The organism is Mesorhizobium sp. P2_A8 (genome assembly GCF_056404935.1).
Map to the genome: position 1 here is coordinate 216,124 of NZ_JBFUDB010000002.1, position 26,980 is coordinate 243,103.

Below are 26,980 nucleotides of genomic sequence, written 5' to 3' on the forward strand. Positions count from 1 at the left end.
TGAGTTCGGAATACAAGATCCTCTTCAACCGGGGTTTGGTGTGATGGACGAACGCGTGGCATCCGTATTGGCCGAAGCTGTTGATGCGGAACCGTACGAACCGCGCTACGAACTGGCGTCCGACGAGCTACGCGCCCTTTACCGCACGGAAGCCCAAACGACGCGAAGAGGGGAAGCCAGGCCCGGGCTTTGGATGGCCGTTGCCATCTATGTGCTGTTTTCGGCAACGGACCTGCTGCTCATTCCCGATGTGGCCGCCTACACGATCACGGCGCGCTTCGCGGTCGGACTGACCGCGCTTTTGATCCTGGAAGAGCAGCTTCGCCGGGGCGTCGGGACGGAATGGCTCGACATAACTTGCGCCGGGGCCATTATCTTTGGCTATGTCGGCTGGTTGTCCCCAGCGGTCATGGGGGCGGAAAAGGAAAGTGTCTCCTACTATATGGTCTTCGGCACCATCTTCATGATGAGTGCCAATCTATTCTTCACATTTAGATTTAAGGTTTCTATTATAACCTCAACTATAATATTATGTATATTGTACATCGTAAACTACTTTGTGCCTTCTACGCTAACTTACAAAATGGTGTTTGGGACATTCTACGTCTCTTGCTTCACGTTTACCTCATACGTGAACTGGAAACTGAATGAGGAGCGCTTCAACGTCTTCCTGAATGCCCTGGAAGCCAAAATTCAGCACAACGAGGCGACCGAACGCGGCAAGGCCCTGCTGAGACTGTCGCGGACCGATCCACTCACGGGTCTGGAGAACCGGCGGGCGATCGACGAAAAGCTGCGGGATTACTGGAGCGACTGGCAGCGGGTTGGCACCAGTTTTGGAGCGATCCTCATCGACGTGGACTTCTTCAAAAAGTTCAATGACTGCTACGGCCATCAGGAAGGCGACCGTTGCCTGATCCATGTCGCCAATGCCCTTAGCGAGATGATCAAGCAGTACAATGGCTCTATCGGCCGCTACGGCGGTGAAGAATTCATTGTCCTGGCTCGCGTGGAGAAAAAAGAGCAGATCATGGATCTCGCGGAAGCCATTTGCAGCACGGTGGAGAACCTGGCGCTTACCCACGAGCTGCGGCGGGACGGGGTCTCGATTGTGACAGTGAGCGTTGGCGCTGCCTTCACCAGGACGCAGACGGGCGCCAAGCTGGAGAAGATCATCCACGAAGCCGATCGCGCGCTCTATCTGGCAAAAGCCGGTGGTCGGAATTGTGCCCGGCTGTTTGACCCGACCGATCCCCAGAGCAGCGACGAGAGTGAGAATATCGCAGCTCTGCTGAAGATCGCGGTTGGCCAGAATCTGGTTTCGCTCGTTTATCAACCGATCCAGGATGTCAAATCAGGCCGGGTTGAGGCCGTAGAGGCTCTGATGCGCCTCAAGATGCTGGACGGAACATCGGTTCCGCCGAGCCTGTTCATTCCCGTCGCGGAACGAACCGGCGCGATCCTGGCACTCGGGCGCTGGGCAATCAGGACAGTGTGTGCCGAGCTTTTGGCGGACGACCATGTCCGTGTCGTGAGTGTCAACGTCTCTCCAATTCAGCTCAAGACACCTGGCTTTGCAACGTCTGTCGCGACCATTTTGGGCGAGACCGGCGTCGCCGGCAGCAGGCTGGCCTTCGAAATCACCGAAGGGCTGGAGATGGAGATGCACTCGGACATTCTTCGCTGCATCAGCGACCTGAAGCTGCTCGGGATCAAGATATGGCTTGATGACTTTGGAACGGGCTTTGCAGGCCTTTCGTGGCTTCGTCTGATCGATTTCGATACGGTGAAGATCGACCGCTCGTTCCTTCACGACTGCAGCACCCCGAACGGCAGGGCAATGCTCCAGGACATCATTACCCTGGTCCGAAATCGCGGCCACAAAATCCTGGTGGAAGGCGTGGAAACCGACGAGCAGATGGCCCTTATGAGCGAATTCGGCATAGACAAGGTCCAGGGCTTTCATGTCGGCCGTCCCGCTCCCGCCGTCAGTTTCCAGGCCAAGCGGACCATTCGCAAACGCCCATTTACGGTCCTCAAGTCCGCATGATAGCGGCGCGGGCGGCGGCATTGCGGCCTTTGGTTCAGACGGCTGTTTGGCCATTATTGGTCAAAAGACGAAGTCCAACAAACGTCACCTGATCACCGCGCCTGCTTCCAGCCTTCCGGCATCCGGGTTTTTTGGTCGCCGGTCAACGCGTCGCGCAACGCCTGGATCTGCCGGTTCAGGGCATCGAGTTGTGCCAGCGTCATGCCCGAGCGCTCGATGAGGGTCTCATTCAGGCAGTTGCACTGGACCAGCAGCGCGCGTCCGGTTGCGGTCAGGTCGACCTGCACCTGGCGCTCGTCGACCTGGCTGCGTTGGCGGGTCACCAGCCCGGCTTGTTCCATCCGCTTCACCAGCGGCGTGACCGTGCTCGATTCCAAAGCGAGCCGGTGGGCGATCGAGCCGACCGACATGCCGTCGGTCTCGCCCAACGCGTTCAGCACGAGATATTGCGGATAGGTGATCCCCATCTCGTCCAGCATCGGCTTGTAGGTGCGATTGATCGCCATGCTGGTGGCGTAGAGGGTGAAACAGAGCTGATTGTCCAACGGGAGAGGCACGACGCATTCCTTCTTGCCGATATGGCCTTCAACTCGGTACCACGAAAAATGATATCGCGATACATATTCCCCATGGACAAGGGGAGCGAGCTGCGCTAGGCGTATAGATATCGCGATACTGTTTATCGCGACAGCAATCAAAGGGAGATTGAGATGACCTCGCAATCCAAGCCCGGCTCCGGCAGCGGCACGATCACAACCAAGGACGGAACGCAGATCTATTACAAGGACTGGGGAACCGGTCAGCCGATTGTCTTCCATCACGGCTGGCCATTGAGCAGCGATGACTGGGATGCCCAGATGCTGTTCTTCCTGTCCAAGGGCTACCGGGTCATTGCCCACGATCGCCGCGGCCACGGCCGCTCAACCCAGACGGATATCGGCAACGAGATGGACACCTATGCCGCCGATGTCGCGGCACTGGCGGCGCATCTGGACCTCAAGGACGCCATCCATGTCGGCCATTCAACCGGCGGTGGTGAGGTGGCGCGCTATGTCGCCCAGTATGGCGCGGGTGGTCGTGTCGCTAAGGCGGTGCTGATCGGCGCGGTGCCGCCGATCATGCTCAAGACCCCGGCCAATCCCGGCGGCCTGCCGATCGAGGTCTTCGACGGGTTCCGTGCCGCACAGGCAGCCAACCGCGCGCAGTTCTTTCGCGATGTTCCGGCCGGCCCGTTCTATGGTTTCAACCGCCCGGGCGCGGAAGTCTCGCAGGGGATCATCGACAATTGGTGGCGCCAGGGCATGATGGGTGGCACCAAGGCACACTATGATTGCATCAAAGCCTTCTCCGAGACCGACTTTACCGAGGACCTGAAGGCAATCGACGTGCCGGTGCTGGTCATGCACGGTGACGACGACCAGATCGTCCCCATCGCCGACTCGGCGCTGCTGGCGATCAAGCTGCTCAAGAAGGGCGAACTCAAGGTCTACAAGGGTTTCCCGCATGGCATGGCCACGACCCATGCCGATATCATCAACGCCGACCTGCTGGCCTTCTTCAAGGCCTAGGATTTCGCTAGACAGAAAGATGCACCCGCCATGTGGCGGGTGCATCCGTGTAAGGCCCTGCCGATTCAGGCAATGCTCAGGCCGCCGTCGATCAGCATTTCCGCACCGACCATGAACGGGCATTCGTCCGAAGCCAGAAACACCACCGCATTGGCAATTTCCTCGGCGGTTCCGAAACGGCCCGCGGGCACCAGGCCGACCACCGCTTTCGCGCGTGCCTTCGCCGCTGCCGGATCCAGCCCAAGTTTGTCGTTGAGCGGTGTGTCGATCGGGCCCGGGCTGATTACGTTGGCGCGGATGCCGCGCCCTATCAGTTCGCCAGACAGCGTTCGCGCCAGCGAAATCATGCCTGCTTTGGCCAGCGAATAGACGTGCGTTCCTGCCATTCCCATATGCGCGTTGACCGAGCCACTGAGGATGATCGACGACGGGTTCGAAAACAGGGGAAGGAGCGCCTTGACCAGGAAGTACGGCCCCTTGAGGTCGACATCGATGCTCCTGTCGAACGCTGCCTCGGTCCAGTCGCCAAGCGGGCGCAGATCGGCGATGCCGGCGTTGAGGAAGAGAGCGTCGAGCTTGCCGAAGGTTTCCCCGATCCGCCCTGCAATGTCGCTTTGGGCGGCGGCATCTCCGGCATCGGCGGCGATGACAAGCACATCGCCGCCCAAGAAGTTGCGCGCCTCCTCGAGACGGCCCGCATTGGTGCCGGTGATGGCGACGCGCGCGCCTTCCTCGATGAAACGCCGCGCCGTCACCAGGCCGATGCCGCTGGTGCCGCCGGTAATCAGCGCGGCCTTGCCTTTGAGTCGGGACATAACAGATGCCTTTCCTCACTCGGAGCGTTGCGCATCGATCAGTCGCGCTGAGCCCGGTGCCTTATGTTCAACTTGAAGGCGTTCGCTGACCAGCCTAGCAGCGCCATTTGTGCGTTTTCGAACAATAGCAGGCTTTTCACCCGGCAGCTGCCACGCCCTCACGTCAATGTCCCGAACACCAGCTGATATTATCTGATCGCCGCCTCCAGCTTCCTGGCTTCCTTCATGTTCGGCAGGAACACGGTCAGCAGTCCAAGAAACGGCAAATACGAGCAGATCTGGAAGACGAACTCGATGCCCTTCATGTCGGCGACGACGCCGAGCACGGCGGCGGCGATGCCGCCCATGCCGAAGGCGAAGCCGAAGAAGATGCCGGCGATCATGCCGACACGTCCCGGTACCAACTCCTGCGCAAAGACGACGATGTTGGAGAAGGCCGACGACAGGATCAGGCCGATCAGCACCGTCAGCACCATCGTCCATTCGAGGTTGGCGTAGGGCAGGGCCAGCGTGAAGGGCAGCACGCCGACGATCGAGAACCAGATCATCGCCTTCTGCCCATAGCGGTCGCCAAACGGACCACCGAGCAGGATGCCCAGTGCCGAGGCGCCGAGGAACAGGAACAGCATGACCTGCGACATCTGCACCGAAACGCCGAACTTATGGATGGAGTAGAAGGTGTAGTAGCTGGCAAGGCTGGCGATGTAAGCGTTCTTGCTCAGCACCAGCAGCGTCAGCACCGCCAATGCCGACATCACCTTGCTGCGCGGGAAGGGCGAGACGAAGCTTGCTGTCTTGCGGTTGCCTTGCGCGGCGCGCAGACGGCTGTACCAGCCGCCGACCTGCCACAGCACGACGATGCCGATCAGCGAGCCGACGGCAAACCAGGCGATGCTTTCCTGGCCGAAGGGCACGACGATGAAGGCGGCCAGCAGCGGCCCCATGGACTGGCCGAAATTGCCGCCGACCTGGAACAGCGACTGCGCCAGGCCAAACCGGCCGCCGGAGGCGAAGCGGGCGATGCGCGAGGATTCCGGGTGGAAGATCGCCGAGCCGATGCCGATCAGCGAGGCGCCGATCAGAAGCAGCGTGTAATGCCCGGCATAGGCCAGCACGACCAGGCCGATCAGCGACGACGCCATGCCGTAGGGCAGCGAATAGGGCATCGGCCGCTTGTCGGTGATCATGCCGATCACCGGCTGCAGCAGCGACGCGGTCACCTGGAAGGTGAAGGTCAGGAGGCCGATCTGCCAGAAGTCGAGGCCGTAATTCTCTTTCAGCAAGGGATAGATGGCCGATAGCAGCGACTGCATGATGTCGTTGATGCAATGGCAGAAGCTCACCGCCAGGATGACGGTGAAGGCCGTCGCCTGGGCTGAAGCGTGACTGGCTGTTGCGGGTGGCGCGACACTGGCGGCTGTCGTATCGGTCAAAGCAGGCTCCGTGGTCTTTTTGGCGGGCATGCCCGCAGGGCAACATGGCGGACGCTCTCGCGGCCCGCCTTGGAGGACGGTTGCCTTATAAGCTGCTTGCGAGACGACTTCTTTCGTGGTTTGGTCCAATAGTTTCGCAAGTGGGCCATACCCAATGCCTCATGGCAGGGAAATCTTTCACGCCGGCAATGCCGATCCCGGTCAATTGCACGAAAGTCGCTGGCAGTGGCTGGAGCAAGTGGTCGGACCGGCGGTGGCCCTGCCGACCGAATATCCCGACGGCTACCAAGTGCCGCAACACCGCCACAGCCGCAGCCAGCTGCTGCATGCGCTGGTCGGCGTCGTGCTGGTGACGACACGGCATGGGCGCTGGATGGTGCCGCCCGATCACGCGATGTGGATTCCGGCCGGTACCGAACATTCCGTCGAGATGCTGGGCGATGTCTCGATGCGTTCGGTCTATGTCATGCCGAATGCTATTCCCGGGCTGCCGGAAGGCTTGCGCGTCGTCGGCGTCACCGACCTGATGCACAGCCTGATCGTGGAATCCGAGAAGTTGCCGCAAGGCGGCGTGCTGGAAGGACGTGGCGGGCTGATCATGAACCTCCTGCTGCACGAAATCCCGACCCTGCCGGAACGGCCGCTCGGCCTGCCGTTCCCGTCCGATCCCAGGCTGGCGACGCTCTGCCGGCGCTTCGTGGCGGCACCTTCGCCGCATGCGACGATCGACGAGTGGGCCGATGCCGCCGGCATGAGCCGCCGCTCCTTCACCCGCGCCTTCCAACGCCAGACCGGCCTGTCGCTGTCGACATGGCGCCAGCAGGCCTGCCTGTTCGCGGCGCTGCCGCGGCTGGCCGACGGCGAGCCGATCACCAGGGTGGCACTCGATCTCGGCTATGACAGCGTGCCGGCCTTCATCACCATGTTCAAGCGCATGCTGGGTGCCGCGCCGCGCGGCTATATGCGCGGCGCACGCGACAGCGGCGATGGCATTCGTCGGCCAAGCGGTTCGCTTCGACTGGAAAGCCCATGATTTCGGTGTGATGCCCGGCGGTTCAACCCGTGACCGGCTCGGGCAGGCTGGTGTGGACGGTCTCCCCGCCATGTGAGGCGGAAGCCGGTGCCCGGCCACGGCCATGTTGGCGTGGCGAACAACCCATGACCCGCTTGAAGGCAGTGCTGAAGGCGCTTTCGGATTCATAGCCGAGCGACAGCGCAATGACGGAAACGGGATCGCTGGAACTCGCCAGCCTGTCGCCGGCCAGCAGCATGCGCCAACGCGTCAGGTAGTCCATCGGCGAGGCGCCGACCATGGCCTTGAATTTCAGCGCAAAGGTCGATCGCGACATGCCGGACCGCTCGGCCAGCGCCTGCAACGTCCAGCCATGCGCCGGATCGTCGTGCATGGCACCGATCGCCGCGCCGATCTGCCTGTCGGCCAGCGCAAACAGCCAGCCGACGCCGCCTCGGATGCCCTCCGCCATATGCAGGCGCAAGGCCTCGATCAGGATCATGTGGGCGAGATGCTCGACGATGAGAAAGCCACCGGGCCGCCGTTCGCGCAATTCCTGCATCATCCGCTCCACCGGCCAGCGCAGCGCCGAGTGGTCCGAGTCGCTGCGGATGTGGACGATGGGCGGCAGCATCCGCAACAGGACGCCCGCATGGTCGCCGGACAGGGCGAAGCGGCTGCTGACCAGAAGGAAATCGCCGCCGCCATTGTGCGAGGTGACGCCACCGGTGCGGGCAGGAGAAAAGATCGTGCGGGCGTCGACCGCCGGCAGCTCCATGTCGCTGGCAAGGCGGAAGGGCCGGCCGCGCGGCAGCAGGAAGCAGTCACCCGCCTCCAGCCGGACTGCATCCGAGACGCCCTCCACGGACAGCCAGCATTCGCCTGACACCACGGCACCGCATTTGATGGCCGCCTGCTGGTCGGGGAACTGGATCGACCAGTCGCCACCGGCCTCCAGGCCGGCGGACAAATAATTGCGCGGCTTCAACAGCGACAGCACGTCTGAGAGCGGATCCATGGGTATTCCGGACGATTGCGAAGATAATACGGATTTTACAGCATAGATCGTATTTCCTCAATCCCGTATCTCCTTCGGCAACGGGCAGCCCATACGGCCCTTGACTAAAACAAAGGAGAAATCGCGATGCGCGTTTTTGTAACCGGTGCCACTGGTTTTGTCGGTTCCGCGGTTGTGCGGGAGCTCGTTGAAGCGGGCCATCAGGTGCTCGGTCTTGCCCGTTCGGATGCAGGCGCCAGGTCGATCGTTGCCGCTGGCGCCGAGGCGCATCGCGGCGATATCGAGGATCTGGAGAGCCTGCGCAGCGGGGCGGCCCTTTCGGATGGCGTCATCCACACCGCCTTCAATCATGACTTCTCGAAATTCGCGGCAAGCTGCGAGGCGGACCGGCGCGCCATCGAGACGCTTGGGGCGGAGCTCGAAGGCTCCGAGCGGCCCTTGCTCGTCACCTCCGGGCTGGCGCTGGTGACGCCGGCCGGCCGCATGGCGAGCGAGGACGACGCGCCTGTTCCTCCGTCCGCCTCCTATCCCCGTGCTTCGGAAGTTACGGCCGAAGCACTGGCGGCGCGCGGTGTGCGCGCCTCGGCGGTGCGCTTGTCACCGTCGGTCCACGGTGACGGCGATCACGGCTTCGTTGCGATGCTGATCGACATCGCGCGTCAAAAGGGTGTTTCGGCCTATATCGGCGACGGAATGAACCGCTGGCCGGCGGTGCACCGGCTCGACGCCGCCACGCTCTTCAGGCTGGCGCTCGAGAAGGGGGCCGGCGGAGCCCGGTATCACGGCGTCGCCGACCAGGGCGTGCCGACACGGGAGATCGCCGACATCATCGGCCGGCGCCTGAACCTGCCGGTGGTGTCCAAAACCCGCGAGGAAGCAGCCGACCATTTCGGCTTCCTCGGCCACTTCTTCGGCATGGATTGGCCTGCGTCCAGCGAGCAGACCCGCAATGTGCTGGGATGGCAGCCGACACAGCCTAGGTTGATTGCCGACCTCGATCGTCCCAGCTATTTCGAAGGTTGAGGCTGTTTCGGGACGAGTCTAGTCGAACAGGCTCGAAACCGATTCCTCGGTCGCCGTGCGCGAGATGGCTTCGCCCATCAGGTCGGCGATCGAGATGACGCGGATGTTGGGCGCGTCGAGCACGCCTTGCGTCGGCTGGATGGAATCGGTGATCACCAGTTCCTGCAGCTTCGAGCCGCTGATGCGGGCGACGGCGCCGCCCGACAACACACCATGGGTGATATAGGCGGTGACGCTGGTGGCGCCGTTGGCCAGCAGCGCATCGGCGGCATTGCACAGCGTGCCGCCGGAATCGACGATGTCGTCGATCAGCAGGCAATCCTTGCCGGCGACAGCGCCGATGATGTTCATGACTTCCGATTCACCGGGACGTTCGCGGCGCTTGTCGACGATGGCCAGTTGGGCATCGAAGCGCTTGGCCAGCGCGCGGGCACGCACCACGCCGCCGATATCGGGCGATACCACCACGACATTGCCGAGCTGCTTGTATTTCGCCTTCACGTCGCGGGCCATCACCGGCACCGAGAACAGATTGTCGGTCGGGATGTCGAAAAAGCCCTGGATCTGGCCAGCATGCAGGTCGAGCGTCAAGACGCGGTCGACGCCGGCGCGGGTGATCATGTTGGCGACCAGCTTGGCCGAGATCGGCGTGCGGCCGGAGGCGCGGCGGTCCTGCCTGGCGTAGCCGAAATAGGGAATCACCGCCGTGATGCGCTTGGCCGACGAACGCATGAAGGCATCGATCATGATGAGCAGTTCCATCAGGTGATCGTTGGTTGGAAACGAGGTCGACTGCAGGATGAAGACATCCTCGCCACGCACGTTTTCCTGGATTTCGACGAAGATTTCCTGGTCGGCGAAGCGCCTGACACTGGCCTTGCCCAACGGGATGTTGAGATAGCGGGCGACCGCCTCGGCCAGCACCCTGTTGGAATTGCCCGCGAAGAGTTTCATGCACGGTTCCTGGTGGAGGATGGCGAGACCTGACGGACTCGCCTGCGCCCTTTAACCGGGCTTTTAGCGGCCCGCGCCGGTATTGCAAGCGCCGAGATCGGGAATCCGCCGGCTAATCCTAAGAAAGCTTCGCGCCATCGCGGGCCGGCAACACCTCAGCCCGCCTTGCCGCCAAGAAACGCCGCGAACTGGTCGATGGTCTGGTCGGCGATCGTCTGCATGGTGGCCGGCGAGACCGCCTTCCAGCTGTCAGCGCCATTGACCGAAGGCGCCTTCATCTGGCCGTTGATGCGGTGCAGGCGGTTGCCGGCCGGGTCGTAGACGTCCCAGACATAGATGACGGTGGTGTCCTTGCCTTCCGAAATCGCCGAGAAATAACCTTTGAGCACATGGGTCGCGGTCTGGTCGCTGCTGCCGGCCAGCGTGATGCCGCGCTGCCTGGCACGTGTCTGCAGCTCCGCCGTCAGCGGCGTCGCGGCTTCCACCGAAGCGCCGACGATCGGCGCGATCTGCAGGCGGGTCTTCGACAGGACGCCAGCGCTTTGGGCTGGCGTGACCGGTGTGGCGGCGGTTGCAGGAGCGCCCGACGTGGTCGAGGCAGGGTCGGCGGGCGACGGGGCGGGGACGGCGGCGGCGCTGCCCTGGGGGGCTGGCGTCGAGGTCGCCGGCGGGGTGATGGCAGAGGGTTCGAGAACGTCCTTTGCGTTGGTGCAGGCGCCAAGAGCCAATGCCACAAGCAATGACACGGTCGTCACATGCGATCGTCTCATTTGCCTTCTAACTCCTTGGCGAAGAACGCCTCCCATTATGGATTCACTGTACGATCAAGTCGAGATCATGGCGGGAGAGCGGCTTCGGCTGGGATTCGGTGGTCAGGTAGGTGCGGCCTAGCGTCATTGCCGTCTCGGTGTCGGAATCCATGATGATCATATGGGCGAACAGCGTCATGTGCGGCGCGATCGGCTCGGGGTTGCCCTGATAGAACATCGGCATGTCCATCCAGGATGGCGTGAAGCGGGCGCCGACCGAGTAGCCGCAGGCATTCAGCCGGTGCTTGGTCAGGCCGTGCGCCTCCATGGTGCGGGCGTGGGCGTCGAACACGTCGCCGAAGCTGTTTCCAGGCGTCATCGCCTTTTCGACGGCCAGAAGGGCCGCGCGGGCGGCGTCGAACAGCTCCTGATGGCGCTTCGAGACCTTGCCGGTCAGCACCGTGCGCATCATCGGCGCATGATAGTGGTTGAAGACGCCGGCCCATTCGAGCGTCAGCTGGTCGTTCTTGGTGAGCTTGCGGCGGCCGGACTTGTAGCGGCAAAGCAGCGCGTCGACGCCGGAGCCGATGATGAATTCGTTGGCCGGATAGTCGCCGCCGCCGGCAAAGATCGCGCCCTGCATGGCGGCCACGATCAGCGCTTCGTCGCCGCCCTGCTTGATCAGCGGCAAGGCAGCGTCCAGCGCGTCGTCGGAGAGGTTGGCGGCCTTCTCGGCCTTGGCGATCTCGGCCGGGCTCTTGAACAGGCGCAGCCGGCTGACAATGCCGGACGCGTCGGCGATCTGGCCGAAGGTCTGCAACTGCTCGTCCAGCCGACGGCCATTGAAGGCAGTAAGCCCATGGGTGTCGTATTCGACACCGATGCGGGCGCCGAGCAGGTCGAGCTCGTTGAGCAGATTGCGCAGGTCGACCGCCGGATTGGCGCCATTGCGGTCGGTCCACAGAACGATGTTGTCGATGATCGAGGTCTGGCGCGCCTGGCGCAGGTCGGCCGAGCGGGTCAAAAGCACCATCGAACCGTCGGCCTTCACCACCAGGCACTGGAAGAAGCAGAAGCCGAACGTGTCGTAACCGGTCAGCCAGTACATGCTTTCCTGCGCGAACAGCAGGATGGCGTCGAGCTTCTTTTCGGCCATCTCGATCATCAGCCGGTCACGCCGCGCGTCAAATTCCGATCGTTCAAAATGCAGCGCCATTATTTCCCCTCCAAAACGATTGCCGAAACCTGCCGGCCATAATCAGGCTCCTTGCGGTGCGTGGTGCGCCGGTAGGAGTAAAACAGCTCTTCCTCGGCATAGGTGCAGCGGCCGAGGCCTTCAGCGGCCACGCCGGCCCTGACCAGCCGGTCGACCGTGTAGCGGTTGAGGTCGAACATCGCATGGCCGGGATTTGCCGAGGGCGCGAAATAGTTGTCATTTCCAGCGTCGGCCTCGACGAAGCGGGCGACGAATTCCGGCCCGACCTCATAGTTCTCGGGGCCGATCGAGGGGCCGAGCACGGCAACGATGTTTTCGCGGCGGGCGCCGAGGCTTTCCATCGCCGCGATGGTGTTTTCGAGGACGCCGGTCAAGGCGCCTTTCCAGCCGGCATGTGCCGCGCCGATGATGCGCGCCTCAGCATCCGCGAACAGCACCGGGCCGCAATCGGCGGTCGAGGCGCCGACGGCGATGCCCGGCCGGTCGGTGACGATGGCGTCGGCCTTGGGGCGCTGGCCGGCAAAGGGCTCGCTGACGATGATGACGTCGGGCGAATGGATCTGCCAGGCGGTCAGCAGATGGCTTGCCGGCACGCCCATCCAGGCGGCGACGCGGCTGCGGTTTTCGGCCACCAGCGCCTGGTCGTCATTCGATCCGGTGCCGATGTTGAGGCCCTGGTAGATGCCGCTGGAAACACCGCCGACGCGGGTGAAATAGCCGTGGCGGATGCCTTGCGCCTGCGCCTTGTCCAGCAGGGGCGACCGAACGGGATCCGGTTTGGTCTGATTCAGCATGCGGGCGTTGTTGTCCGTGTGGGCGGTTTCGTCAAGAAAAAGTGCTTCGTCGAAAAGAAGGCGGGGCAGAGCTTGGCCGGCGGTTCGACCGTTCTTTGCCGGACGCGAGATTGGGAGGGGCAGCAGTGAAAAGTCAATCCGCCGTGGCAAAGGGCCGGACGGCCACGTCGCGCGGCAGGATGGCAAGCACCTTGAACAGCTCGCCCATCGCCTGCGGACCGGCGAGGCGCTCGACATCGTCGGCGATCTTGTCGCGCGCCGCCTGGTCGGCATCGGCGCCGAGCCGGCCGGCACGCTCGAGAATGCCCATGCCGAGCAGGAAGTCGCCTTGCGTCGACAGATGGGCGTCGAGGCCATGCGCGCGGATGATTGCGGCAAGGGCGGCGAAATCGACATGGGTCGTCAGGTCGGCCTCGCCGGGATTGGCCAGCACATCTTCGTGATTGTGGTTGCGCAAGGCCTGCAGCGTGTCGCCGAGACCCGGCTGGAGGTGGCCATAGTCAAGGAACAGGCCGACGCCGCCATGCCTGGATATGCGTTCGGCAATCGCCGTCATCAGGGCTGCGCGGGCTGGCGCGACCTCGGCGATCGCGCCGTGCGGCGCGTCAGCGGCGTCGTCAGGCAGCAGCGTCGGGTCGACCGAGCCGGCGCCGGCGAAGAAGCGCAGCTCGTTGGTCTCGTCGAGGCCGACCATGCGCTCGCGCCAGCCGGCGCCGGCGCGGACGAACTGGCGGATGGGCACGGCGTCGAACAGTTCGTTGCCGACGAGGAAAATCGGCTGCCGTGGCAGCGTGTCGATGGTCTCGTGCCAGCCGATCGCGAAGGGTGTCGCGCCAAGCGTCTGTTTCTGCACCTCTGTCAGGCGCGGGCTGGTCTCGATCATGGCAAAGGTGGCGCCGTTGGTGAGGGCCGGATCGAGCCGCGACAGGGTGCGCAGCATGTCCTTCATCAGCGTGCCGCGGCCAGGGCCAATCTCGGCGATGGTCAGAGGGAGCGGCCGGCCGCTGGCCTGCCAGGCCTGGTAAAGCCAGACGGCGACGAGTTCGCCGAACATCTGGCTGATCTCGGGCGCCGTGATGAAGTCGCCAGCCGCGCCGAAAGGCTCGCGCGTCGTGTAGTAGCCATCCTCGGGATCGAACAGGCACAGCGCCATGTATTCGTTGACGGGAAGCGGCCCCAACGCCTCGATCAGGTCGACGATGCGGGTTTTCAGCCTTGTCATGCCGGCTGCGTCTTCGTCACCGGTTTGGCGGTCAGCATCGCCCAGATGCCGACCAGCACCATCGGCGACGACAAGATCATGCCCATGGTCAGCCAGTTGGTGCCAAGGAGATAGCCCAGCTGCTGGTCGGGTTCGCGGAAGAACTCGACGAAGATGCGCGACAGGCCATAGCCGCAGATGAAGGCGCCGCCGACGAAGCGCGGCGTCTTCAGCTTGAGGCGCGAATGGGTGAGGATGCGCAGGACGAGGAACAGCACCAAACCTTCGAGCAGGGCCTCGTAGAGCTGGCTCGGGTGGCGGGCGAACGGCCCGCCATTGGGGAATTCGATCGCCCACGGAACGTCGGTGGGCCGGCCCCAGAGTTCGGAATTGATGAAGTTGGCGACGCGCACCAGGCCGAGGCCGACCGGCACGCCGGCGGCCACGACATCGAACAGCGACCAGGTGCGGATGCCGCGCTTGATGGAAAACAGCATCATGGCCAGGATGACGCCGAGCAGGCCGCCATGGAACGACATGCCGCCTTGCCAGACCGCGAAGATATCGAGCGGGTGGGCGATGTAGCGTGGCAGATCGTAGAACAGCACATAGCCGGTGCGTCCACCCAGCACCACGCCGATGGCCGCCCAGACGATGAAATCATCAAGATCCTCCGGCTTCATCGGCAGGACGCCGTTCGGCCACAGCTTCGCATTGGCGGCGAGCCGCTTGGCGTACCACCAGGCAAACAGGATGCCGACGATGTAGCCAATGCCGTACCAGTGCACCGCCAGCGGCCCGATCTGGATGAGGATCGGGTTGATGTTGGGAAAGGGCAGGGAGGCCAACGGCAGCAGGAAATAGTCGTTCAACGGGGAACTCTCGGTTGCGATCGCGTTTGGGCGCGGACCATGCGGCAGGGTTTTGGCAGGGTCAAGGCAAGCCGGACGCTCTCGACTTGATGCCGCACCAGGGCGCAACATGCTTGCATTCCAAGTGCCGCGCTACTAACTCAATTGTGGTAAGCGAGGATTTGCCATGTCGACCGGACCGAACCGCATTCTCGATGAATTCGCCAAGCTGATGACCGATGCCGCCGGCGCTGCTCAAGGCGTGCGCCGCGAGGTCGAGACCGCCTTCAAGGGCCAGGCGGAACGCATCCTCAACACGATGGACGTGGTGCAGCGCGAAGAGTTCGAGGCCGCGCGCGAGATGGCTGCCAAGGCTCGGGAAGAAAACGCCCGACTTGCCGAGCGCATCGAGGTGCTCGAGGCGAAACTTGCCGAATTGACCGGACAAGCCACACCGGCGGCGGCGGCAAAGCCCCGCGCAAAAAAATAATCATTAAACTTTTCCACATAGCCCGATCCTGAAAAGCGCTTTGCCGTGAATCGCTTAACGGCATTGCGTGAATCTTTGTGACAGCGGCTTTCCACATGCGAATGACGCAGTGCGAAAAATTGGGCTGTTCACGCGACTCCCGATCAATAGACTGAATTTGTTGCATGATTCGGAGCCGGGTCATGTGGCCGGGCGGTGGGGTCCGGTCTGGGGTCTTTGCGTCGTGAAGTCCTGGCCGTCCGAGTTCTAGACAAGATTGTTCGTTGTGTGTGCCCTCCCGCGGAGCGTGTGGCGGCGCTCCTCAGAACGACAGGAAGCATTCCATGGAACTTCTCGAACTCGAATTCTCCCGCGAAATCCATCCGGTGGATGTTATCGAGCAGGTGGCCCACAACAACGACTGGTCCTTTGAGCGGGCAGGCGATGACGAGATCTCGATCTCGGTTGCCGGCAGCTGGACCGACTATCACGTATCCTTCTCGTGGATGGAGGATTTCGAGGCGCTGCACCTGGCCTGCGCCTTCGATATCAAGGTGCCGGAGGCTCGCGCGCTCGAAGTGATGCGGCTGCTTTCGCTGATCAACGAGCAGATGCTGTTCGGTCATTTCGACCTCTGGGAGCAGGAGGGCGCGATCATGTTCCGCCAGTCGCTGCTCCTGGCCGGCGGGGTCGAGCCGTCGAGCCAGCAGGTCGAGGTGTTGCTGTCGTCGGCGCTGGAAGCTTGCGAATGCTATTTCCAGGCCTTCCAGTTCGTCGTCTGGTCGGGGACCTCGGCCAAGGACGCGCTGGCCGGCGTGCTGTTCGAGACCTACGGCAACGCCTGAGCCAAGGCAAACAAGACCGAGATGAGTTCGAGCAACGAGCGTAAGCCCGAGATCAGTTTCGCCGATTTCGATCGTGTCGACATCCGTGCCGGCACGATCGTCGAAGCAGAGCCATTTCCGGAGGCGCGCAAGCCGGCGTTCAAGCTGAAGATCGATTTCGGAGCCGACATCGGCATCAAGAAATCGTCGGCGCAGATCACCAAATACTATGCGCTGGAAACGCTGATCGGCCGGCAGGTGTTCGCGGTGGTCAATTTCCCGCCGCGCCAGATCGGCCCGTTCATGTCGGAAGTGCTGACGCTTGGCTTTCCCGACGAGGAGGGCGCCGTGGTGCTCGGCGCCATCGAGCGCAAGGTGCCGAATGGCGGTCGGCTGTTCTAGGATGCGTCGATGGTCAGAGGTGAGGCCGGCTTGCGAACGGCTGATACCTCCGCTTCCGGTGCTCACGTACCCAAACGCACGCTCCGTTCCGGTTCTCGGAGCCCACCATTCTCAGGCCTGACCTGAATCCCAACACATCCTAAGCCGCGACGTTTCTCAGGCGGCCAGCTTCCGGGTCGTGCCGAGTGCATCCTCGACCGTGTCGAGAAACATTTCGGCGCAGGCTTTCCAGCTGTAGCGCATGGCGCGTTCGCGCGCCTCGGCGCGGTCGACGTCGAGGGCGGCGAGCGCCGCCTCGCGCAGGTCGGTCGACACCGCGCCGCCAAAACCGTCGCCGACGATGTCGATCGGACCGGTCACCGGATAGGCGGCGACCGGCGTGCCGCTGGCCAGTGCCTCGATGATGACATTGCCGAACGTGTCGGTGCGGCTGGGGAAGACGAAGACGTCGGCCGACGCATAGATCTCAGCCAGTTCGTCATTGGGGCGGTGACCGAGGAAATGCGCTTGCGGGTATTTCGCCTTGAGCCTGGCAAGCTCGGGACCTTCGCCGACAATCACCTTGCTGCCGGGCAGGTCTAGGTCGAGGAAGGCCGAGAGGTTCTTTTCGATGGCGACCCGGCCGACGCAAAGGAAGACCGGGCCGGGGAAGCCGAGTTCCTTCTTCTTGTCCGGCCGGAAATGGTCGGTGTCGACGCCACGCGTCCAGGGCCGCAGCTTGTTGAAGCCACGTGCCGCAAGGTCGTCGGCGAGCGACTGGGTGGCAACCAGCGTGCCCTGGCCGGAATTGTGGAAATCGCGCAGCCAGCGATAGGCCCAGCTTTCCGGGACCGGCAGGCGCGCGCTCAGATATTCGGGAAAGCGGGTGTGATAACTGGTGGTGAACGGCCGGCCGGCATTGCGGCAATAGCGCCGCGCCATGATGCCCAGTGGTCCCTCGGTGACGATGTGGATGTGGTCCGCCTTGCCGGCTTCGATCAGCCGCGCGACATGGCCGGGCGTGGTCAGCGCCAGGCGGATGTCGGGGTAGGTCGGCAGGGGCAGCGTGCGAAAGATGTTGGGCGTCAGGAAATCCAGCGCGACATCGAAGGATTTCAGCGTTTCGGTGAGCCGCTCCAGCGTGTGGACGACGCCATTGACCTGTGGGCGCCAGGCGTCGGTGACCATCAATATGCGCATGGCGGCCCTTTGCTCGAAAGGTCGACGGTTGCCTTGAGACGATGACGGAACGGCGACCAGCCCGTGGCTCTCGCTTCGCTCCAACGCACCCGGGCGGGCACGGGATCGAAGTGAGGCGGCGGGGCCGAATCAATGGAGGTCGCGCGCTTCATGCGCGCTCTTGACCATGGTTTCATGACGGGCGGATGAAGCCCTGTATCTGGCCAGCCTAAGCGGGAACCTTGATCACGGCGCGAAGGCCGCCGAGCGGGCTGTCGTCGAGGGTGATGTCGCCACCATGGCTGCGGGCAATGTCGCGTGCAATCGACAGGCCGAGCCCGGTGCCGCTGGCATCGAGGTTGCGCGCCTCGTCGAGCCGCACGAAGGGCTTGAACACGTCTTCGCGCCGGTCGGCAGGGATGCCCGGGCCGTCATCGTCAATGGTGACCAGCAACGAGCCGCGGCCATGGTTGGCGTTGACCTCCACCGTCTTGGCATAGCGGAAGGCGTTGCCGATGACGTTGGACATCAGCCGCGCAAAGGCGTTCGGCCGCACATGCACATCGCGGTCGCCGGTCAGCGTCGTCGACAGCTTGCGCTTGCGTAGCCTGGCTTCCTCGTCGAGCTTCCGGAAATAGGCCTCGAGATCGAACCGTCCGGCGTCTTCCGAAGCCTCGCCACGGGCAAAGGCGAGATAGCCTTCGAGCATCGACTGCATGTCGTCGATGTCCTGGTCGAGCGCTGCCTTGGTGTCGGCCTTGCCGCCGGCCAGCGCCAGCTGCAGCTTGAAGCGGGTGAGGATGGTCCGCAGGTCATGGCTGACGCCGGTCAGCATGGCGGTGCGTTGCTCGATCTGGCGTTCGATGCGCTCGCGCATCTGGATGAAGGCAAAGCCGGCGCGGCGAACCTCCTCGGCGCCGCGCGGCCGGAAATCGCGTGGCATCGGCCGGCCCTTGCCGAAGCTTTCCGCGGCTTCGGCGAGCGTCAGGATCGGCCGGATCTGGTTGCGCAGGAAGGGGATGGCGATCATCAACAGCACCAGCGAGGTGCCGACCATCCAGATCAGGAAGATGTGGGTGTTCGAGGCATAGGCCTGGCTGCGGCGCACGAAGACGCGCAGCACCCTGTTCTCAAGCTGGATGCGCACCTCGACGATGTTGGAATTGCCGACCGTGTCGATCCAGAACGGGCGGTTGATCTGGCGGGTGATTTCGGCCGAGAGAACATCATCCAAAATTGAGAAAAACGGCTTTGGACCAGGTGCGGGCAACGGGTCGGGCGGCAGGAGGTCGACCTTCAGCTGCATGCGGTCCTGGGCGATGCGGATGACGTTGGCGTAGTCGGTGTCGTGCGGGTAGGTCTCGATCAAGTCGATGATGGCGGCGATGTCGCGCACGGTGGCCTGCGACAGGCGCTGCGTCACGGTCGCCCAATGGCGTTCCATGAAGACGAAAGCGACGACCGATTGCAGCAGGATCATCGGCGCGATGACGATGATCAGCGAGCGGGCATAGAGCCGCTTCGGCATGTACAGCGAAACGAGGCGCCAGAACCGGTTCCAGGCGCGCGGCACCGCCTTCAGCGTCCGCGCGGCGCGTGCGCTCAAGCCGCCATTATCCGGCTGTTGCAATTCCGTGGTTGCCATTCGCTCTTTTCGCTTGCCCGCGACCGTTCAGCCGGCCGCGGGCGGCATTCTATTCCACGCTGAGCCGATACCCAATACCGCGCACGGTCTGCAGCCAGACCGGATTGGACGGATCGCGCTCGATCTTGCGGCGCAGGCGGTTGATCTGGACGTCGATGGTGCGCTCGCCAACCTCCGAATCGTCGCCGACCAGCTCGTGGCGCGGGATGGTTTCGCCGGCGCGAGCCGCGAAGATCGCCAGGATCTCCTGCTCGCGGTCGGTCAGCTTCAGAGCCTCGCCGCCGCGCTTCAGTTCGCGTCTGGCGATCTGGAAGGTGTAGGGGCCGAAGACCAGTTGCTCGACCTTCGGCGTGGTCGCCGGGCCGCCGCGGCGCAGGATGTTGTTGATGCGCAGGATCAGCTCGCGCGGATCGAAGGGTTTTGGCAGATAGTCGTCGGCACCGGCTTCGAGCCCGGTGATGCGGCTGTCGGTTTCCGACAGCGCCGTCAGCATCAGGATCGGCACGTTCTTTTCGGCCCGCAGCGACTTGGTCAGGTCGACGCCCGTTTCGCCGGGCATCATCACGTCGAGGATCAGAAGATCGAAGTCCAGGCCGGCAAGCTTGCGCCTGGCTTCGCCGGCATTGCCGGCGACGGTGACGCGAAAGCCGTTTTCGGTCAGATACTGCTTGAGAAGATTACGGATGCGGGTGTCGTCGTCGACGACAAGCAAATGCGGCGCATCGTCGTCCGGTGCGGCCGCGTGATCGACGCGTTCAGTGCTCTCCATGGCTTTTCCCTGACATTTTTGCGGACCCAACGTCGATCTGCGCTCTCAGTTCCGGATTGACCATCGCTTCGAGGAACCGTTCCACCAAGGTCCGTTCGGTGACTCCGGAATCTCCCAATGCAGCATGGATGCGGCGCGACTGTGGCCGCGCCAGCGCCAGCGCCAGCGCGCGGCCCTTGGCTGTCGGATACAGCTCGCGCTGGCGGCGGTCGCGCGGACCTTGCAACTGCACGACATGGTCGGTGTCGATCAATTGCTTGAGCACCCGCGCCAGGCTCTGCTTGGTGATCTTCAGCACGTCGAGCAGTTCGGCGACCGTCAGGCCCGGCCTGCGGTTGACGAAATGCAGCACCCGGTGGTGGGCGCGGCCGAAGCCGTAATCGGCCAGGATCTGATCCGGATCGGAGGTGAAGTCACGATAGGCGAAGAAGAAGAGTTCGATGATGGCGAAGTCGATGCCGTCCTCGTCGGTGATTGYCGTCCTGATCGGTTTCCCGGCTGCGTGGCTTCGATCCGTCATCTTTTCTCCGCTTGAAAGAGAGATTATGTCAGTACTATTGACGTAATTTCCCTGCAATGGTAATTTTTGACAAGCTTTTGGGCGGATTGCGAACGAAAAGGCAAGCGAAGCCGGTTTTTCCGGAACTTCCTGAGTTTGCCAGAGCGCCATTATCCGCTTACGCTCCAGCATAAAAGCCGCTTTGCGCGGCCCGACACGAAACAACAATGATACAACACTATGCGGGCTGCCGCCCGCGGGAGGTTACCATGGCATCCGTTCCTTTCGATCAACTGGACGGTTTCATCTGGATGAATGGCGCGTTCGTCCAATGGGGTGACGCCAAGATCCACGTGCTGACCCATGGCCTGCACTACGCCAGCGCCGTCTTCGAGGGCGAGCGCGCCTATGGCGGCGAGATCTTCAAGCTCAACGAACACACCGAGCGCCTGCATGAATCGGCGCGCCTGCTCGGCTTCAAGATTCCCTATTCGGTGGCAGAGCTCAACGACGCTTCCACCACGCTTTTGAAGAAGCAGGGTTTCCAGGACGCCTATGTCCGGCCGATCGCCTGGCGCGGCAGCGAACAGATGGGCGTCTCGGCGCAGAACAACCGCATCAACTGCGCTATCGCCATCTGGCAGTGGCCGAGCTATTTCGATCCGGCGCAGAAGCTGAAAGGCATCCGCCTCGACGTCGCAGAATGGCGCCGGCCCGACCCGCGCACGGCGCCGTCCAAGTCGAAGGCCGCCGGTCTCTACATGATCTGCACCATGTCCAAGCACGCTGCCGAGGCCAAGGGCTATGCCGATGCCATGATGCTCGATTGGCGCGGTCAGGTCGCGGAAGCAACCGGCGCCAACATCTTCTTCGTCAAGGAGGGCAAGATCCATACGCCCAAGCCGGATTGCTTCCTCGACGGCATCACCCGCCGCACGGTCATTGGCCTGGCCAAGGATCGCGGCCTGGAGGTGATCGAACGCGCCATCATGCCGGAAGAGCTCGAAGGCTTCGAGCAATGCTTCCTGACCGGGACGGCAGCGGAAGTGACACCGGTTTCGGAGATCGGACCATACCGATTCGAGGTCGGTGAAATTGCCAAGAATCTCATGAATGACTATTCTGCTGCGGTTCAGCCCAAGCACGCGATCGCAGCAGAATAACGATAGTCACAGCTTTTCGAGCAAGCAGGGGCGGTTTTGGGGCCGCCCCTTTTATTTAAGCGTTTCTGCATTTGACTTTCACCCAATTCGGCGTCTCATGAAGCTGTCGGCCCGGGAGGCTGGCAGCTATGGAGGGACTAATCATATGGACATGAACACGCTTCTTCCGATCATTATACAGGTGATTACGGGTATCATCGGTGGTCAGGCGGTCGGTGCGGCGCTCAAGACGGCGGCGATGGGTCAGCTTCCCAAAATCCTGGGTGGAGCCATTGGTGGCGTCGGCGGTGCGGCGATCCTCGGCAGCCTGCTTGGTGGCGGCGCGGTCGATCCGGCGGCTGCGGCAGCGGCAACGAGCGGTCTTGGCAGCGCGCTGAACCTCAACAACATCATCGGCGGTGCCGGCGGCGGCGCGATCCTGACCGGCATTCTCGGCGCGGTCATGGGCGCCATGAAGAAGTAAGCTATTCGGTCTAGGTGTTCTAAATGGGCGGCTTCGGCCGCCCATTTTCGTTTTCAGAGCGACTGATTGTTGGTCTTGCGAGGGGTGGACGCCCTTCGCCCGCGCCTCTACATCACGCTGGAATAGCGAAAGGACGATCATGGGTCAGCTCAATGCCGGCATCGTGCCGGTCACACCGTTCCAGCAGAATTGCACCATCCTGTTCGACATGGACGACAAGCATGGGGTGGTCGTCGATCCGGGCGGCGACATCGACAAGGTGCTGGCGGTGCTGAAGGACAATGCGATATCAGCCGGGGCCATCTGGATCACGCATGGCCATATCGACCATGCCGGTGGCGCCATGGAGTTGAAGGAGGCGCTCGGCGTCGACATCATCGGCCCGCATGAAGCCGACAAGTCTTTGCTCGACAATCTGGAAAACCAGGGCAGGCGTTACGGCATCGCCGGTGCGCGCAACTGCGTGCCCGACCGGTTCCTGACCGAAGGCGAGACTGTGTCGTTCGGCTCGCATGTGTTCGAGGTGTTGCATTGTCCCGGCCATGCGCCCGGCCATGTCGTCTACTACAACCGCGCGGCCAAGTTCGCCCATGTCGGCGACGTGCTGTTTCGCGGCTCGGTCGGCCGCACGGACCTGCCGGGCGGCGACCATGCGGCGCTGATCGCCTCGATCAAGGACAAGCTCCTGCCGCTCGGCGACGACACCGGCTTCATATGCGGCCATGGTCCCGGCGGACGCTTCGGCGAGGAGCGCCGGACCAACCCTTTTCTGACTTAAAGCCGGTCGCGTCGAAACGGATCCATGCGACGCGCTTTAAGGGGCAGCGCCGAACTCAAGAGAAATCTGGGACGTCGAGCCCAACAACAAAAAAGCGCTGGCCTCGCGGTCATCGCTTTTTTGTTTGGGGCAGGGAAGCCCTTGATCTTAGTTGGCCGTGCAGAAATGCTGTTCGCCGTCATTGCCGGTGAACGTGCCGGTGCGGGAGTTGAAGGTACGGTAGCGATCCGAGCAATAGTCATACCAGCCACGGGTCCACGGCTCGGCGTAGCCTTCATTGTAGACAACCCTCGGCTCTGCATAGTAGCGGCGGACCGGCGCCGGCCGTACCACCACGTCACGATCGTAGTAACCGTCATCGTAGTAGCGGTCAGCGTAGGCCGGGGGCTGGTCATTGGCCAACGCGCCACCGATCAGCGCGCCGGCCGCAAGGCCGAGGACGCCGGCGGCGATCGCGTCGCCGTTGTCGTGATGGCCGTGACGGCGCCAGTCACCCGCGTTGGCAGCGGGTAAGGTCGCGAGCGTGGTGGCGACCACGGCAGCGGACAGGACGGCGGTCTTGAAAATTCGGTTCATGTCTGTCTCCTTCGTACCGGCCCGTGCAGTTTCGGGGGGATGCGGGCCGGCTTTACCAAAGACTAATATGCGACCATGGCTGAACCGGGGCTGAACGGATTTCGACGCATCCATGTCAAAACAAGCGTAAAAGACCCCTCAAGGGAGCGGGGCTGTCCAGCCGGAGCCATCGCCTGTCTGAAGCCGGCTCAGCCGACCGACAGATTGACGGCTTTGGGGCCCTTGCCACGCTTGTCCGGCTCCGTGTCGAAGGACACTTTCTGGCCATCCTCGAGACCAGGAAGACCTGACGCCTGCACGGCTGAAATATGGACGAAAACATCCTTCGCGCCATCATCGGGCGTGATGAAGCCGAAGCCCTTGGCATGGTTGAAGAATTTGACGGTGCCGGTCTGCGGCATGGGAAGCTCCTTTGATCCCATAAAGTCCAGTCTCGGGCCGGCAAATGCCCGAGTGGAAATTTGTCCTTTATTTTAGCGCTATCGGCAAGAGAAAGTTTTGCGGGCCCTGAAGCGCGCCGCGCTTGTAAGGGATTCGGGCGCGACCCACTTTAAACCTTTGTTTTTATGCATGTCGTTGTCTCAAAGCTGCTGTGCGCTTTTGAGCGACATGCATTGGGCTGAACTCGCAACACGAAAAAGGCGCGACGATAACCGCCGCGCCTTTCAAAATTCAAATCCCTCTCCAAGCCAGGTCCAGGCATTGGAGCCTCCGTCGCACGTCCGAGAGACGTGCGGCGTGCCGATGGCTCAGGCAGCGCGGAGGTTGACGGCCTTGGGGCCCTTGCCCATGCGATCCGGCTCGACGTCGAAGGTGACCTTCTGGCCGTCGACGAGCGTGCGCAGGCCGGAGGCCTCGATCGCGGAAATATGGACGAACACATCCTTGGCGCCGCCATCGGGCGTGATGAAACCGAAGCCTTTGGTCGCGTTGAAGAATTTAACGGTGCCGGTCTGGGCCATTGGGGAAACTCCTTCACCCGTTCAGTCTGGTGGTCCTGCCCGCCGCCTGGCGCAATGGGCAAGTCCCGGTGGTTGCTTCGGCAGTCATGCATTGGCGCATGGTCAAACCCCCCGCCGAAAACGGGGCCGTCAGAGATTCACAGTATCGGGGAAAGGTCGTCCAAAACGTTCCGCTCTCCGGGTCGCAAATGCCCGAACACGGAATTTATCGCACGGAAACGTGATGGTTGCAAGATAGCGCCGCGGGCCGCCACACTGGGCGCATCCCGACGCATGGATCGACTGACCTGAGCATCGATGCGGCTGGACATAGGCTTGGTTGCAGGCTGGGTCATCGGCCAGAACCGGGCCACGAATGGGCCAGGTGCGATGGTGCCTGCGAGATGGGATGATAGCTGCCGCAGCCCCTGGCGGCGTTGCCGTGGGGGTGCGAACAGGGGTTGCATTTGGCAAGGGAATGGCGAGGATCGTCTTCCCGGGACGGGATCGAGGGAGAGATCAACATGAAGTTTCTGGCGGCAACCTTTTCGCGGCAAGGTTTTGCCGTCCTGTTCCTGTCGGCAATTCTTGCCGCCTGCACCGTCGTCGTCGACGAGGGACCAGGTCCGCGTCCGCCCCGGCCCGAACCGCAATATTGCAGCAGGCAATACGAGCCGGTCTGCGCCCGGCGCGGTGGCGACCGCCAGACCTTCGCCAATGCCTGCCTTGCCGACCGTGCCGGCTATCGCATCGTGCGCGACGGCCCGTGCCGCGACGGCGGTGGCGGCGGCGGCGGTGAAGAGCAGACATTCTGCACCCGCGAATACGCTCCCGTGTGCGCGCGCCGGCATGGCGAACTGCGGACCTTCCCCAATTCCTGCGAAGCCCGCGCCGCGGACTATCGCGTCGTTGGCGACGGACCGTGCTGAGGGGGCTGGGCGTGTCTTGCCTTCTCACAAGGGGAGTAGGGAAAACCGAGGCGTTCGCTCACACCTCCGACGGATAGGCTCCATCGGCCGGGCCGGCGTAGAGCTCGCTGCCGTTGTCGTCGGAAATGCGCAGGCGATCGGGGATTTGCGGCATGGCCAGCGTATGGAACAGCGCGGTGGCACCCTGGAGGACGGCGCGCAGATTCGGCGCTTCCAGCGACACCTTGTCGAGCGTGGCTTCGTCGGCGTCGCGCGACCGGTAGAACTCGATGACGAAGTTCAAGCGCGCCTCCGTGCGGGGGTGTGTTGCGCAGGCCTGTTGCGTCAGTCCGCCGCCTTACATAGTGGGCGACGGGGGGCGCACGAGGCGCCCCTGGGCTGTCAGCCCTTCGACTTCGGCTTCAGGCTGCTCTCGGCCTGCTTGACCGACGAGCCGAACGGGGAGGCGGGTTTGGCCACGACCTTGTCCTTCTTCGGCTTGCGCGTTTCGCGATTGCTTCGCTGTTGACCTTTGGACATGTCCTGCTCCTGGTGCGTGCTGGGTTGGCTTTGCCAAAGCGCGTCTTATCCGACGCGCCTTAGGGTCATTGTTTTGTACATGTCGTTGTCCCAAAACCGCTGCGCACTTTTGGGCGACATAGGTCTCAGACGACCGAGTTGCTGGCCACAACCGGGTTGTCGGTGACAACCGGGTTGCCAGTAGCAACCGGATTGTCTGCCGGTTCGAGATTGTCTTCGGTGGTGACCCGCTCATGGGTCTCCTGCTCGCTGCGGATGCGGTATTGCGGCGAGCCATCCTTGACCGGCAGCCTGCTCTTGATCTGGAACAGTTCCGCGGTCTTCTGGACGAGACCAGTGCGGCTCTTCATGCGGACAGTCTGACCGATCGCAAACTGGTGCGAGGGCGTGTCGGTGCGCGGGCGCGCATTCTGCTGGAAACGGATCATGCTGCATTCTCCCGGTCGCGCTTCAGCGCTGTTTCGAGCTCGAGGTAGTCGATGGCGACAAGCTGGCTGGTTGTCGGGTTCTTCACTGCCCTTGCCGGCAGATGGATGAAGGTGGCGACGCGGCGCCAGGCAAGCCGCGACATACCCTCGATCACCTCTTCGTCGTGATCGACGTCGTAGTCACCGGCCGGCAGCTGTCCCTCCAGTCCGCCGAGCACGAAGGGTGCAGCGAAATGGACAATGGAGTGGGTGGTGCGGTCCGGCATTGTCTTACCTTGATGTTTCCGGCCTTGATGTTTCCCGGCATCAACCGGAAAGCATTGCGCCTCGCGGCGCGACGTAAACAGCCGCCTGAAAGCAAAAAAGCGGGGACGAGCCCCGCTTTCCTATTTCCGGCAATCGCTGGAAATAAGCCTCTTTCGAGAGCTGCCAGTACATCCGTGGTCAGCGTTCATCGAATTCGGCCGGATCAGATCAGTTGCAAATTGGCGGCCGACTCGCGGCCCTTGGTGTCACGCTCCAGGTCGAACTGCAGCTTCTGGCCTTCGGCGAGGCCAGGGAAACCGGCGCGCTCCAGCGCGCTGACATGGACGAAAACGTCCTTGCCGCCATCGGTCGGCTGAATGAAGCCGAAGCCCTTCTGGCCATTGTAGAACTTCACGGTTCCGGTGTTCATGTGGGTCTTTCGAAGAATGAGAAATGGTCGCGGAGCGAATCTGCCGCGCGCCCGGTA

The 26,980-nt window shown here is 62.8% G+C and carries 33 protein-coding genes; 11 read left to right on the forward strand and 22 right to left on the reverse strand.

Going from position 1 to position 26,980, the window contains the following annotated elements; genetic code table 11:
• Nucleotides 1-55 precede the first annotated feature (55 nt).
• A complete protein-coding gene (locus AC1D10_RS07630) occupies nucleotides 56-2,050 on the forward strand; it encodes a putative bifunctional diguanylate cyclase/phosphodiesterase (protein WP_477270943.1) in 1,995 nt (664 codons plus the stop codon).
• Nucleotides 2,051-2,142: 92 nt separating this feature from the next.
• Here the strand turns inward: AC1D10_RS07630 and AC1D10_RS07635 are convergent, their stop codons facing one another.
• Entirely contained in the window at nucleotides 2,143-2,607 is a 465-nt protein-coding gene (locus AC1D10_RS07635; RefSeq protein WP_477270252.1) for a MarR family winged helix-turn-helix transcriptional regulator, read from the reverse strand.
• A gap of 153 nt (nucleotides 2,608-2,760) precedes the next feature.
• On the opposite strand from AC1D10_RS07635, the gene AC1D10_RS07640 reads away from it, so the two are divergent.
• Nucleotides 2,761-3,618 (forward strand): alpha/beta fold hydrolase, encoded by an 858-nt coding sequence (locus tag AC1D10_RS07640; protein WP_477270254.1) that lies wholly within the window; start codon nucleotides 2,761-2,763, stop codon nucleotides 3,616-3,618.
• Between the two features lie 65 nt (nucleotides 3,619-3,683).
• Here AC1D10_RS07640 and AC1D10_RS07645 read toward each other — a convergent pair whose 3' ends face one another.
• Together AC1D10_RS07645 and AC1D10_RS07650 are read right to left on the reverse strand one after the other, a co-directional pair.
• The gene (locus AC1D10_RS07645) at nucleotides 3,684-4,433 is read right to left on the reverse strand and encodes an SDR family oxidoreductase (protein ID WP_477270256.1); all 750 of its coding nucleotides are present in this window, start codon (nucleotides 4,431-4,433) and stop codon (nucleotides 3,684-3,686) included.
• A gap of 188 nt (nucleotides 4,434-4,621) precedes the next feature.
• Nucleotides 4,622-5,896 carry an MFS transporter gene (locus AC1D10_RS07650; RefSeq protein ID WP_477270258.1) on the reverse strand — a complete coding sequence of 425 codons (1,275 nt, stop codon included), beginning with the start codon at nucleotides 5,894-5,896 and terminating at the stop codon, nucleotides 4,622-4,624.
• Nucleotides 5,897-6,020: 124 nt separating this feature from the next.
• Here AC1D10_RS07650 and AC1D10_RS07655 point away from each other — a divergent pair, with 124 nt between their 5' ends.
• Nucleotides 6,021-6,899: an AraC family transcriptional regulator gene (locus AC1D10_RS07655; protein ID WP_477270260.1), complete on the forward strand. Its 879-nt coding sequence runs from the start codon at nucleotides 6,021-6,023 to the stop codon at nucleotides 6,897-6,899.
• Between the two features lie 22 nt (nucleotides 6,900-6,921).
• Here the strand turns inward: AC1D10_RS07655 and AC1D10_RS07660 are convergent, their stop codons facing one another.
• Nucleotides 6,922-7,896, reverse strand: coding sequence for an AraC family transcriptional regulator (locus AC1D10_RS07660; RefSeq protein WP_477270262.1), 975 nt, complete (start codon nucleotides 7,894-7,896; stop codon nucleotides 6,922-6,924).
• Nucleotides 7,897-8,022: 126 nt separating this feature from the next.
• On the opposite strand from AC1D10_RS07660, the gene AC1D10_RS07665 reads away from it, so the two are divergent.
• On the forward strand, nucleotides 8,023-8,919 hold the full coding sequence (locus AC1D10_RS07665) for an SDR family oxidoreductase (RefSeq protein ID WP_477270264.1): 897 nt from the start codon (nucleotides 8,023-8,025) through the stop codon (nucleotides 8,917-8,919).
• An 18-nt stretch (nucleotides 8,920-8,937) separates the two neighbouring features.
• Here the strand turns inward: AC1D10_RS07665 and AC1D10_RS07670 are convergent, their stop codons facing one another.
• The 6 genes from AC1D10_RS07670 to lgt form a co-directional block, all read right to left on the reverse strand.
• Nucleotides 8,938-9,873 (reverse strand): ribose-phosphate pyrophosphokinase, encoded by a 936-nt coding sequence (locus AC1D10_RS07670; RefSeq protein ID WP_019860650.1) that lies wholly within the window; start codon nucleotides 9,871-9,873, stop codon nucleotides 8,938-8,940.
• A gap of 155 nt (nucleotides 9,874-10,028) precedes the next feature.
• Nucleotides 10,029-10,643 (reverse strand): hypothetical protein, encoded by a 615-nt coding sequence (locus AC1D10_RS07675; RefSeq protein WP_477270266.1) that lies wholly within the window; start codon nucleotides 10,641-10,643, stop codon nucleotides 10,029-10,031.
• Between the two features lie 43 nt (nucleotides 10,644-10,686).
• On the reverse strand, nucleotides 10,687-11,838 hold the full coding sequence (locus tag AC1D10_RS07680) for a M24 family metallopeptidase (RefSeq protein ID WP_477270268.1): 1,152 nt from the start codon (nucleotides 11,836-11,838) through the stop codon (nucleotides 10,687-10,689).
• Nucleotides 11,838-12,632 carry a peptidoglycan editing factor PgeF gene (pgeF, locus tag AC1D10_RS07685; protein ID WP_477270270.1) on the reverse strand — a complete coding sequence of 265 codons (795 nt, stop codon included), beginning with the start codon at nucleotides 12,630-12,632 and terminating at the stop codon, nucleotides 11,838-11,840. The genes AC1D10_RS07680 and pgeF overlap by 1 nt, the downstream gene beginning before the upstream one ends.
• 133 nt (nucleotides 12,633-12,765) lie before the next feature.
• Nucleotides 12,766-13,854 (reverse strand): class I SAM-dependent methyltransferase, encoded by a 1,089-nt coding sequence (locus AC1D10_RS07690; protein ID WP_477270272.1) that lies wholly within the window; start codon nucleotides 13,852-13,854, stop codon nucleotides 12,766-12,768.
• Complete coding sequence (lgt, locus tag AC1D10_RS07695; RefSeq protein ID WP_477270274.1) at nucleotides 13,851-14,705, reverse strand: prolipoprotein diacylglyceryl transferase; 855 nt, start codon at nucleotides 14,703-14,705, stop codon at nucleotides 13,851-13,853. Before lgt ends, AC1D10_RS07690 begins: the two co-directional genes overlap by 4 nt.
• Before the next feature lie 166 nt (nucleotides 14,706-14,871).
• On the opposite strand from lgt, the gene AC1D10_RS07700 reads away from it, so the two are divergent.
• The 3 genes from AC1D10_RS07700 to AC1D10_RS07710 all read left to right on the forward strand — a co-directional run bounded on the left by AC1D10_RS07700 (nucleotide 14,872) and on the right by AC1D10_RS07710 (nucleotide 16,379).
• Nucleotides 14,872-15,174, forward strand: a complete 303-nt coding sequence (locus tag AC1D10_RS07700) for an accessory factor UbiK family protein (RefSeq protein WP_477270276.1) — start codon at nucleotides 14,872-14,874, stop codon at nucleotides 15,172-15,174.
• 323 nt (nucleotides 15,175-15,497) lie between these two features.
• Nucleotides 15,498-15,998: a type III secretion system chaperone family protein gene (locus AC1D10_RS07705; RefSeq protein ID WP_006202532.1), complete on the forward strand. Its 501-nt coding sequence runs from the start codon at nucleotides 15,498-15,500 to the stop codon at nucleotides 15,996-15,998.
• Nucleotides 15,999-16,019: 21 nt separating this feature from the next.
• On the forward strand, nucleotides 16,020-16,379 hold the full coding sequence (locus AC1D10_RS07710) for a tRNA-binding protein (RefSeq protein WP_477270278.1): 360 nt from the start codon (nucleotides 16,020-16,022) through the stop codon (nucleotides 16,377-16,379).
• A gap of 156 nt (nucleotides 16,380-16,535) precedes the next feature.
• On the opposite strand, the gene AC1D10_RS07715 is transcribed toward AC1D10_RS07710, so the two are convergent.
• The 4 genes from AC1D10_RS07715 to AC1D10_RS07730 all read right to left on the reverse strand — a co-directional run bounded on the left by AC1D10_RS07715 (nucleotide 16,536) and on the right by AC1D10_RS07730 (nucleotide 20,471).
• Nucleotides 16,536-17,558 carry a glycosyltransferase family 4 protein gene (locus tag AC1D10_RS07715; protein ID WP_477270280.1) on the reverse strand — a complete coding sequence of 341 codons (1,023 nt, stop codon included), beginning with the start codon at nucleotides 17,556-17,558 and terminating at the stop codon, nucleotides 16,536-16,538.
• A gap of 208 nt (nucleotides 17,559-17,766) precedes the next feature.
• On the reverse strand, nucleotides 17,767-19,182 hold the full coding sequence (locus AC1D10_RS07720) for an ATP-binding protein (protein WP_477270282.1): 1,416 nt from the start codon (nucleotides 19,180-19,182) through the stop codon (nucleotides 17,767-17,769).
• Nucleotides 19,183-19,231: 49 nt separating this feature from the next.
• On the reverse strand, nucleotides 19,232-19,951 hold the full coding sequence (locus AC1D10_RS07725; protein WP_095090873.1) for a response regulator: 720 nt from the start codon (nucleotides 19,949-19,951) through the stop codon (nucleotides 19,232-19,234).
• Nucleotides 19,938-20,471, reverse strand: coding sequence for a MarR family winged helix-turn-helix transcriptional regulator (locus AC1D10_RS07730; RefSeq protein WP_477270945.1), 534 nt, complete (start codon nucleotides 20,469-20,471; stop codon nucleotides 19,938-19,940). Before AC1D10_RS07730 ends, AC1D10_RS07725 begins: the two co-directional genes overlap by 14 nt.
• A 248-nt stretch (nucleotides 20,472-20,719) precedes the next feature.
• On the opposite strand from AC1D10_RS07730, the gene AC1D10_RS07735 reads away from it, so the two are divergent.
• The 3 genes from AC1D10_RS07735 (at nucleotide 20,720) to AC1D10_RS07745 (ending at nucleotide 22,854) form a co-directional block, all read left to right on the forward strand.
• Nucleotides 20,720-21,613: a branched-chain amino acid aminotransferase gene (locus tag AC1D10_RS07735; protein ID WP_379100864.1), complete on the forward strand. Its 894-nt coding sequence runs from the start codon at nucleotides 20,720-20,722 to the stop codon at nucleotides 21,611-21,613.
• 145 nt (nucleotides 21,614-21,758) lie between these two features.
• Nucleotides 21,759-22,076 carry a hypothetical protein gene (locus tag AC1D10_RS07740; RefSeq protein WP_379101007.1) on the forward strand — a complete coding sequence of 106 codons (318 nt, stop codon included), beginning with the start codon at nucleotides 21,759-21,761 and terminating at the stop codon, nucleotides 22,074-22,076.
• A 139-nt stretch (nucleotides 22,077-22,215) separates the two neighbouring features.
• Nucleotides 22,216-22,854: an MBL fold metallo-hydrolase gene (locus tag AC1D10_RS07745; RefSeq protein WP_477270285.1), complete on the forward strand. Its 639-nt coding sequence runs from the start codon at nucleotides 22,216-22,218 to the stop codon at nucleotides 22,852-22,854.
• 147 nt (nucleotides 22,855-23,001) lie between these two features.
• On the opposite strand, the gene AC1D10_RS07750 is transcribed toward AC1D10_RS07745, so the two are convergent.
• The 3 genes from AC1D10_RS07750 to AC1D10_RS07760 all read right to left on the reverse strand — a co-directional run bounded on the left by AC1D10_RS07750 (nucleotide 23,002) and on the right by AC1D10_RS07760 (nucleotide 24,392).
• Nucleotides 23,002-23,430, reverse strand: coding sequence for a BA14K family protein (locus AC1D10_RS07750; protein WP_477270286.1), 429 nt, complete (start codon nucleotides 23,428-23,430; stop codon nucleotides 23,002-23,004).
• 188 nt (nucleotides 23,431-23,618) lie between these two features.
• Nucleotides 23,619-23,831 (reverse strand): cold-shock protein, encoded by a 213-nt coding sequence (locus AC1D10_RS07755; protein WP_013530020.1) that lies wholly within the window; start codon nucleotides 23,829-23,831, stop codon nucleotides 23,619-23,621.
• Between the two features lie 348 nt (nucleotides 23,832-24,179).
• A complete protein-coding gene (locus AC1D10_RS07760) occupies nucleotides 24,180-24,392 on the reverse strand; it encodes a cold-shock protein (RefSeq protein ID WP_006202520.1) in 213 nt (70 codons plus the stop codon).
• Between the two features lie 503 nt (nucleotides 24,393-24,895).
• Here AC1D10_RS07760 and AC1D10_RS07765 point away from each other — a divergent pair.
• On the forward strand, nucleotides 24,896-25,300 hold the full coding sequence (locus AC1D10_RS07765) for a Kazal-type serine protease inhibitor family protein (RefSeq protein WP_477270288.1): 405 nt from the start codon (nucleotides 24,896-24,898) through the stop codon (nucleotides 25,298-25,300).
• A 58-nt stretch (nucleotides 25,301-25,358) separates the two neighbouring features.
• Here AC1D10_RS07765 and AC1D10_RS07770 read toward each other — a convergent pair whose 3' ends face one another.
• The 5 genes from AC1D10_RS07770 to AC1D10_RS07790 all read right to left on the reverse strand — a co-directional run bounded on the left by AC1D10_RS07770 (nucleotide 25,359) and on the right by AC1D10_RS07790 (nucleotide 26,923).
• Nucleotides 25,359-25,583 carry a hypothetical protein gene (locus AC1D10_RS07770; RefSeq protein WP_477270290.1) on the reverse strand — a complete coding sequence of 75 codons (225 nt, stop codon included), beginning with the start codon at nucleotides 25,581-25,583 and terminating at the stop codon, nucleotides 25,359-25,361.
• A gap of 98 nt (nucleotides 25,584-25,681) precedes the next feature.
• Nucleotides 25,682-25,819 (reverse strand): hypothetical protein, encoded by a 138-nt coding sequence (locus tag AC1D10_RS07775; RefSeq protein ID WP_164482279.1) that lies wholly within the window; start codon nucleotides 25,817-25,819, stop codon nucleotides 25,682-25,684.
• Between the two features lie 125 nt (nucleotides 25,820-25,944).
• Nucleotides 25,945-26,247 (reverse strand): hypothetical protein, encoded by a 303-nt coding sequence (locus AC1D10_RS07780; protein ID WP_477270293.1) that lies wholly within the window; start codon nucleotides 26,245-26,247, stop codon nucleotides 25,945-25,947.
• Nucleotides 26,244-26,513 carry a hypothetical protein gene (locus AC1D10_RS07785; protein WP_477270295.1) on the reverse strand — a complete coding sequence of 90 codons (270 nt, stop codon included), beginning with the start codon at nucleotides 26,511-26,513 and terminating at the stop codon, nucleotides 26,244-26,246. The genes AC1D10_RS07780 and AC1D10_RS07785 overlap by 4 nt, the downstream gene beginning before the upstream one ends.
• A 203-nt stretch (nucleotides 26,514-26,716) precedes the next feature.
• On the reverse strand, nucleotides 26,717-26,923 hold the full coding sequence (locus tag AC1D10_RS07790) for a cold-shock protein (RefSeq protein ID WP_379100846.1): 207 nt from the start codon (nucleotides 26,921-26,923) through the stop codon (nucleotides 26,717-26,719).
• Nucleotides 26,924-26,980 lie beyond the last annotated feature (57 nt).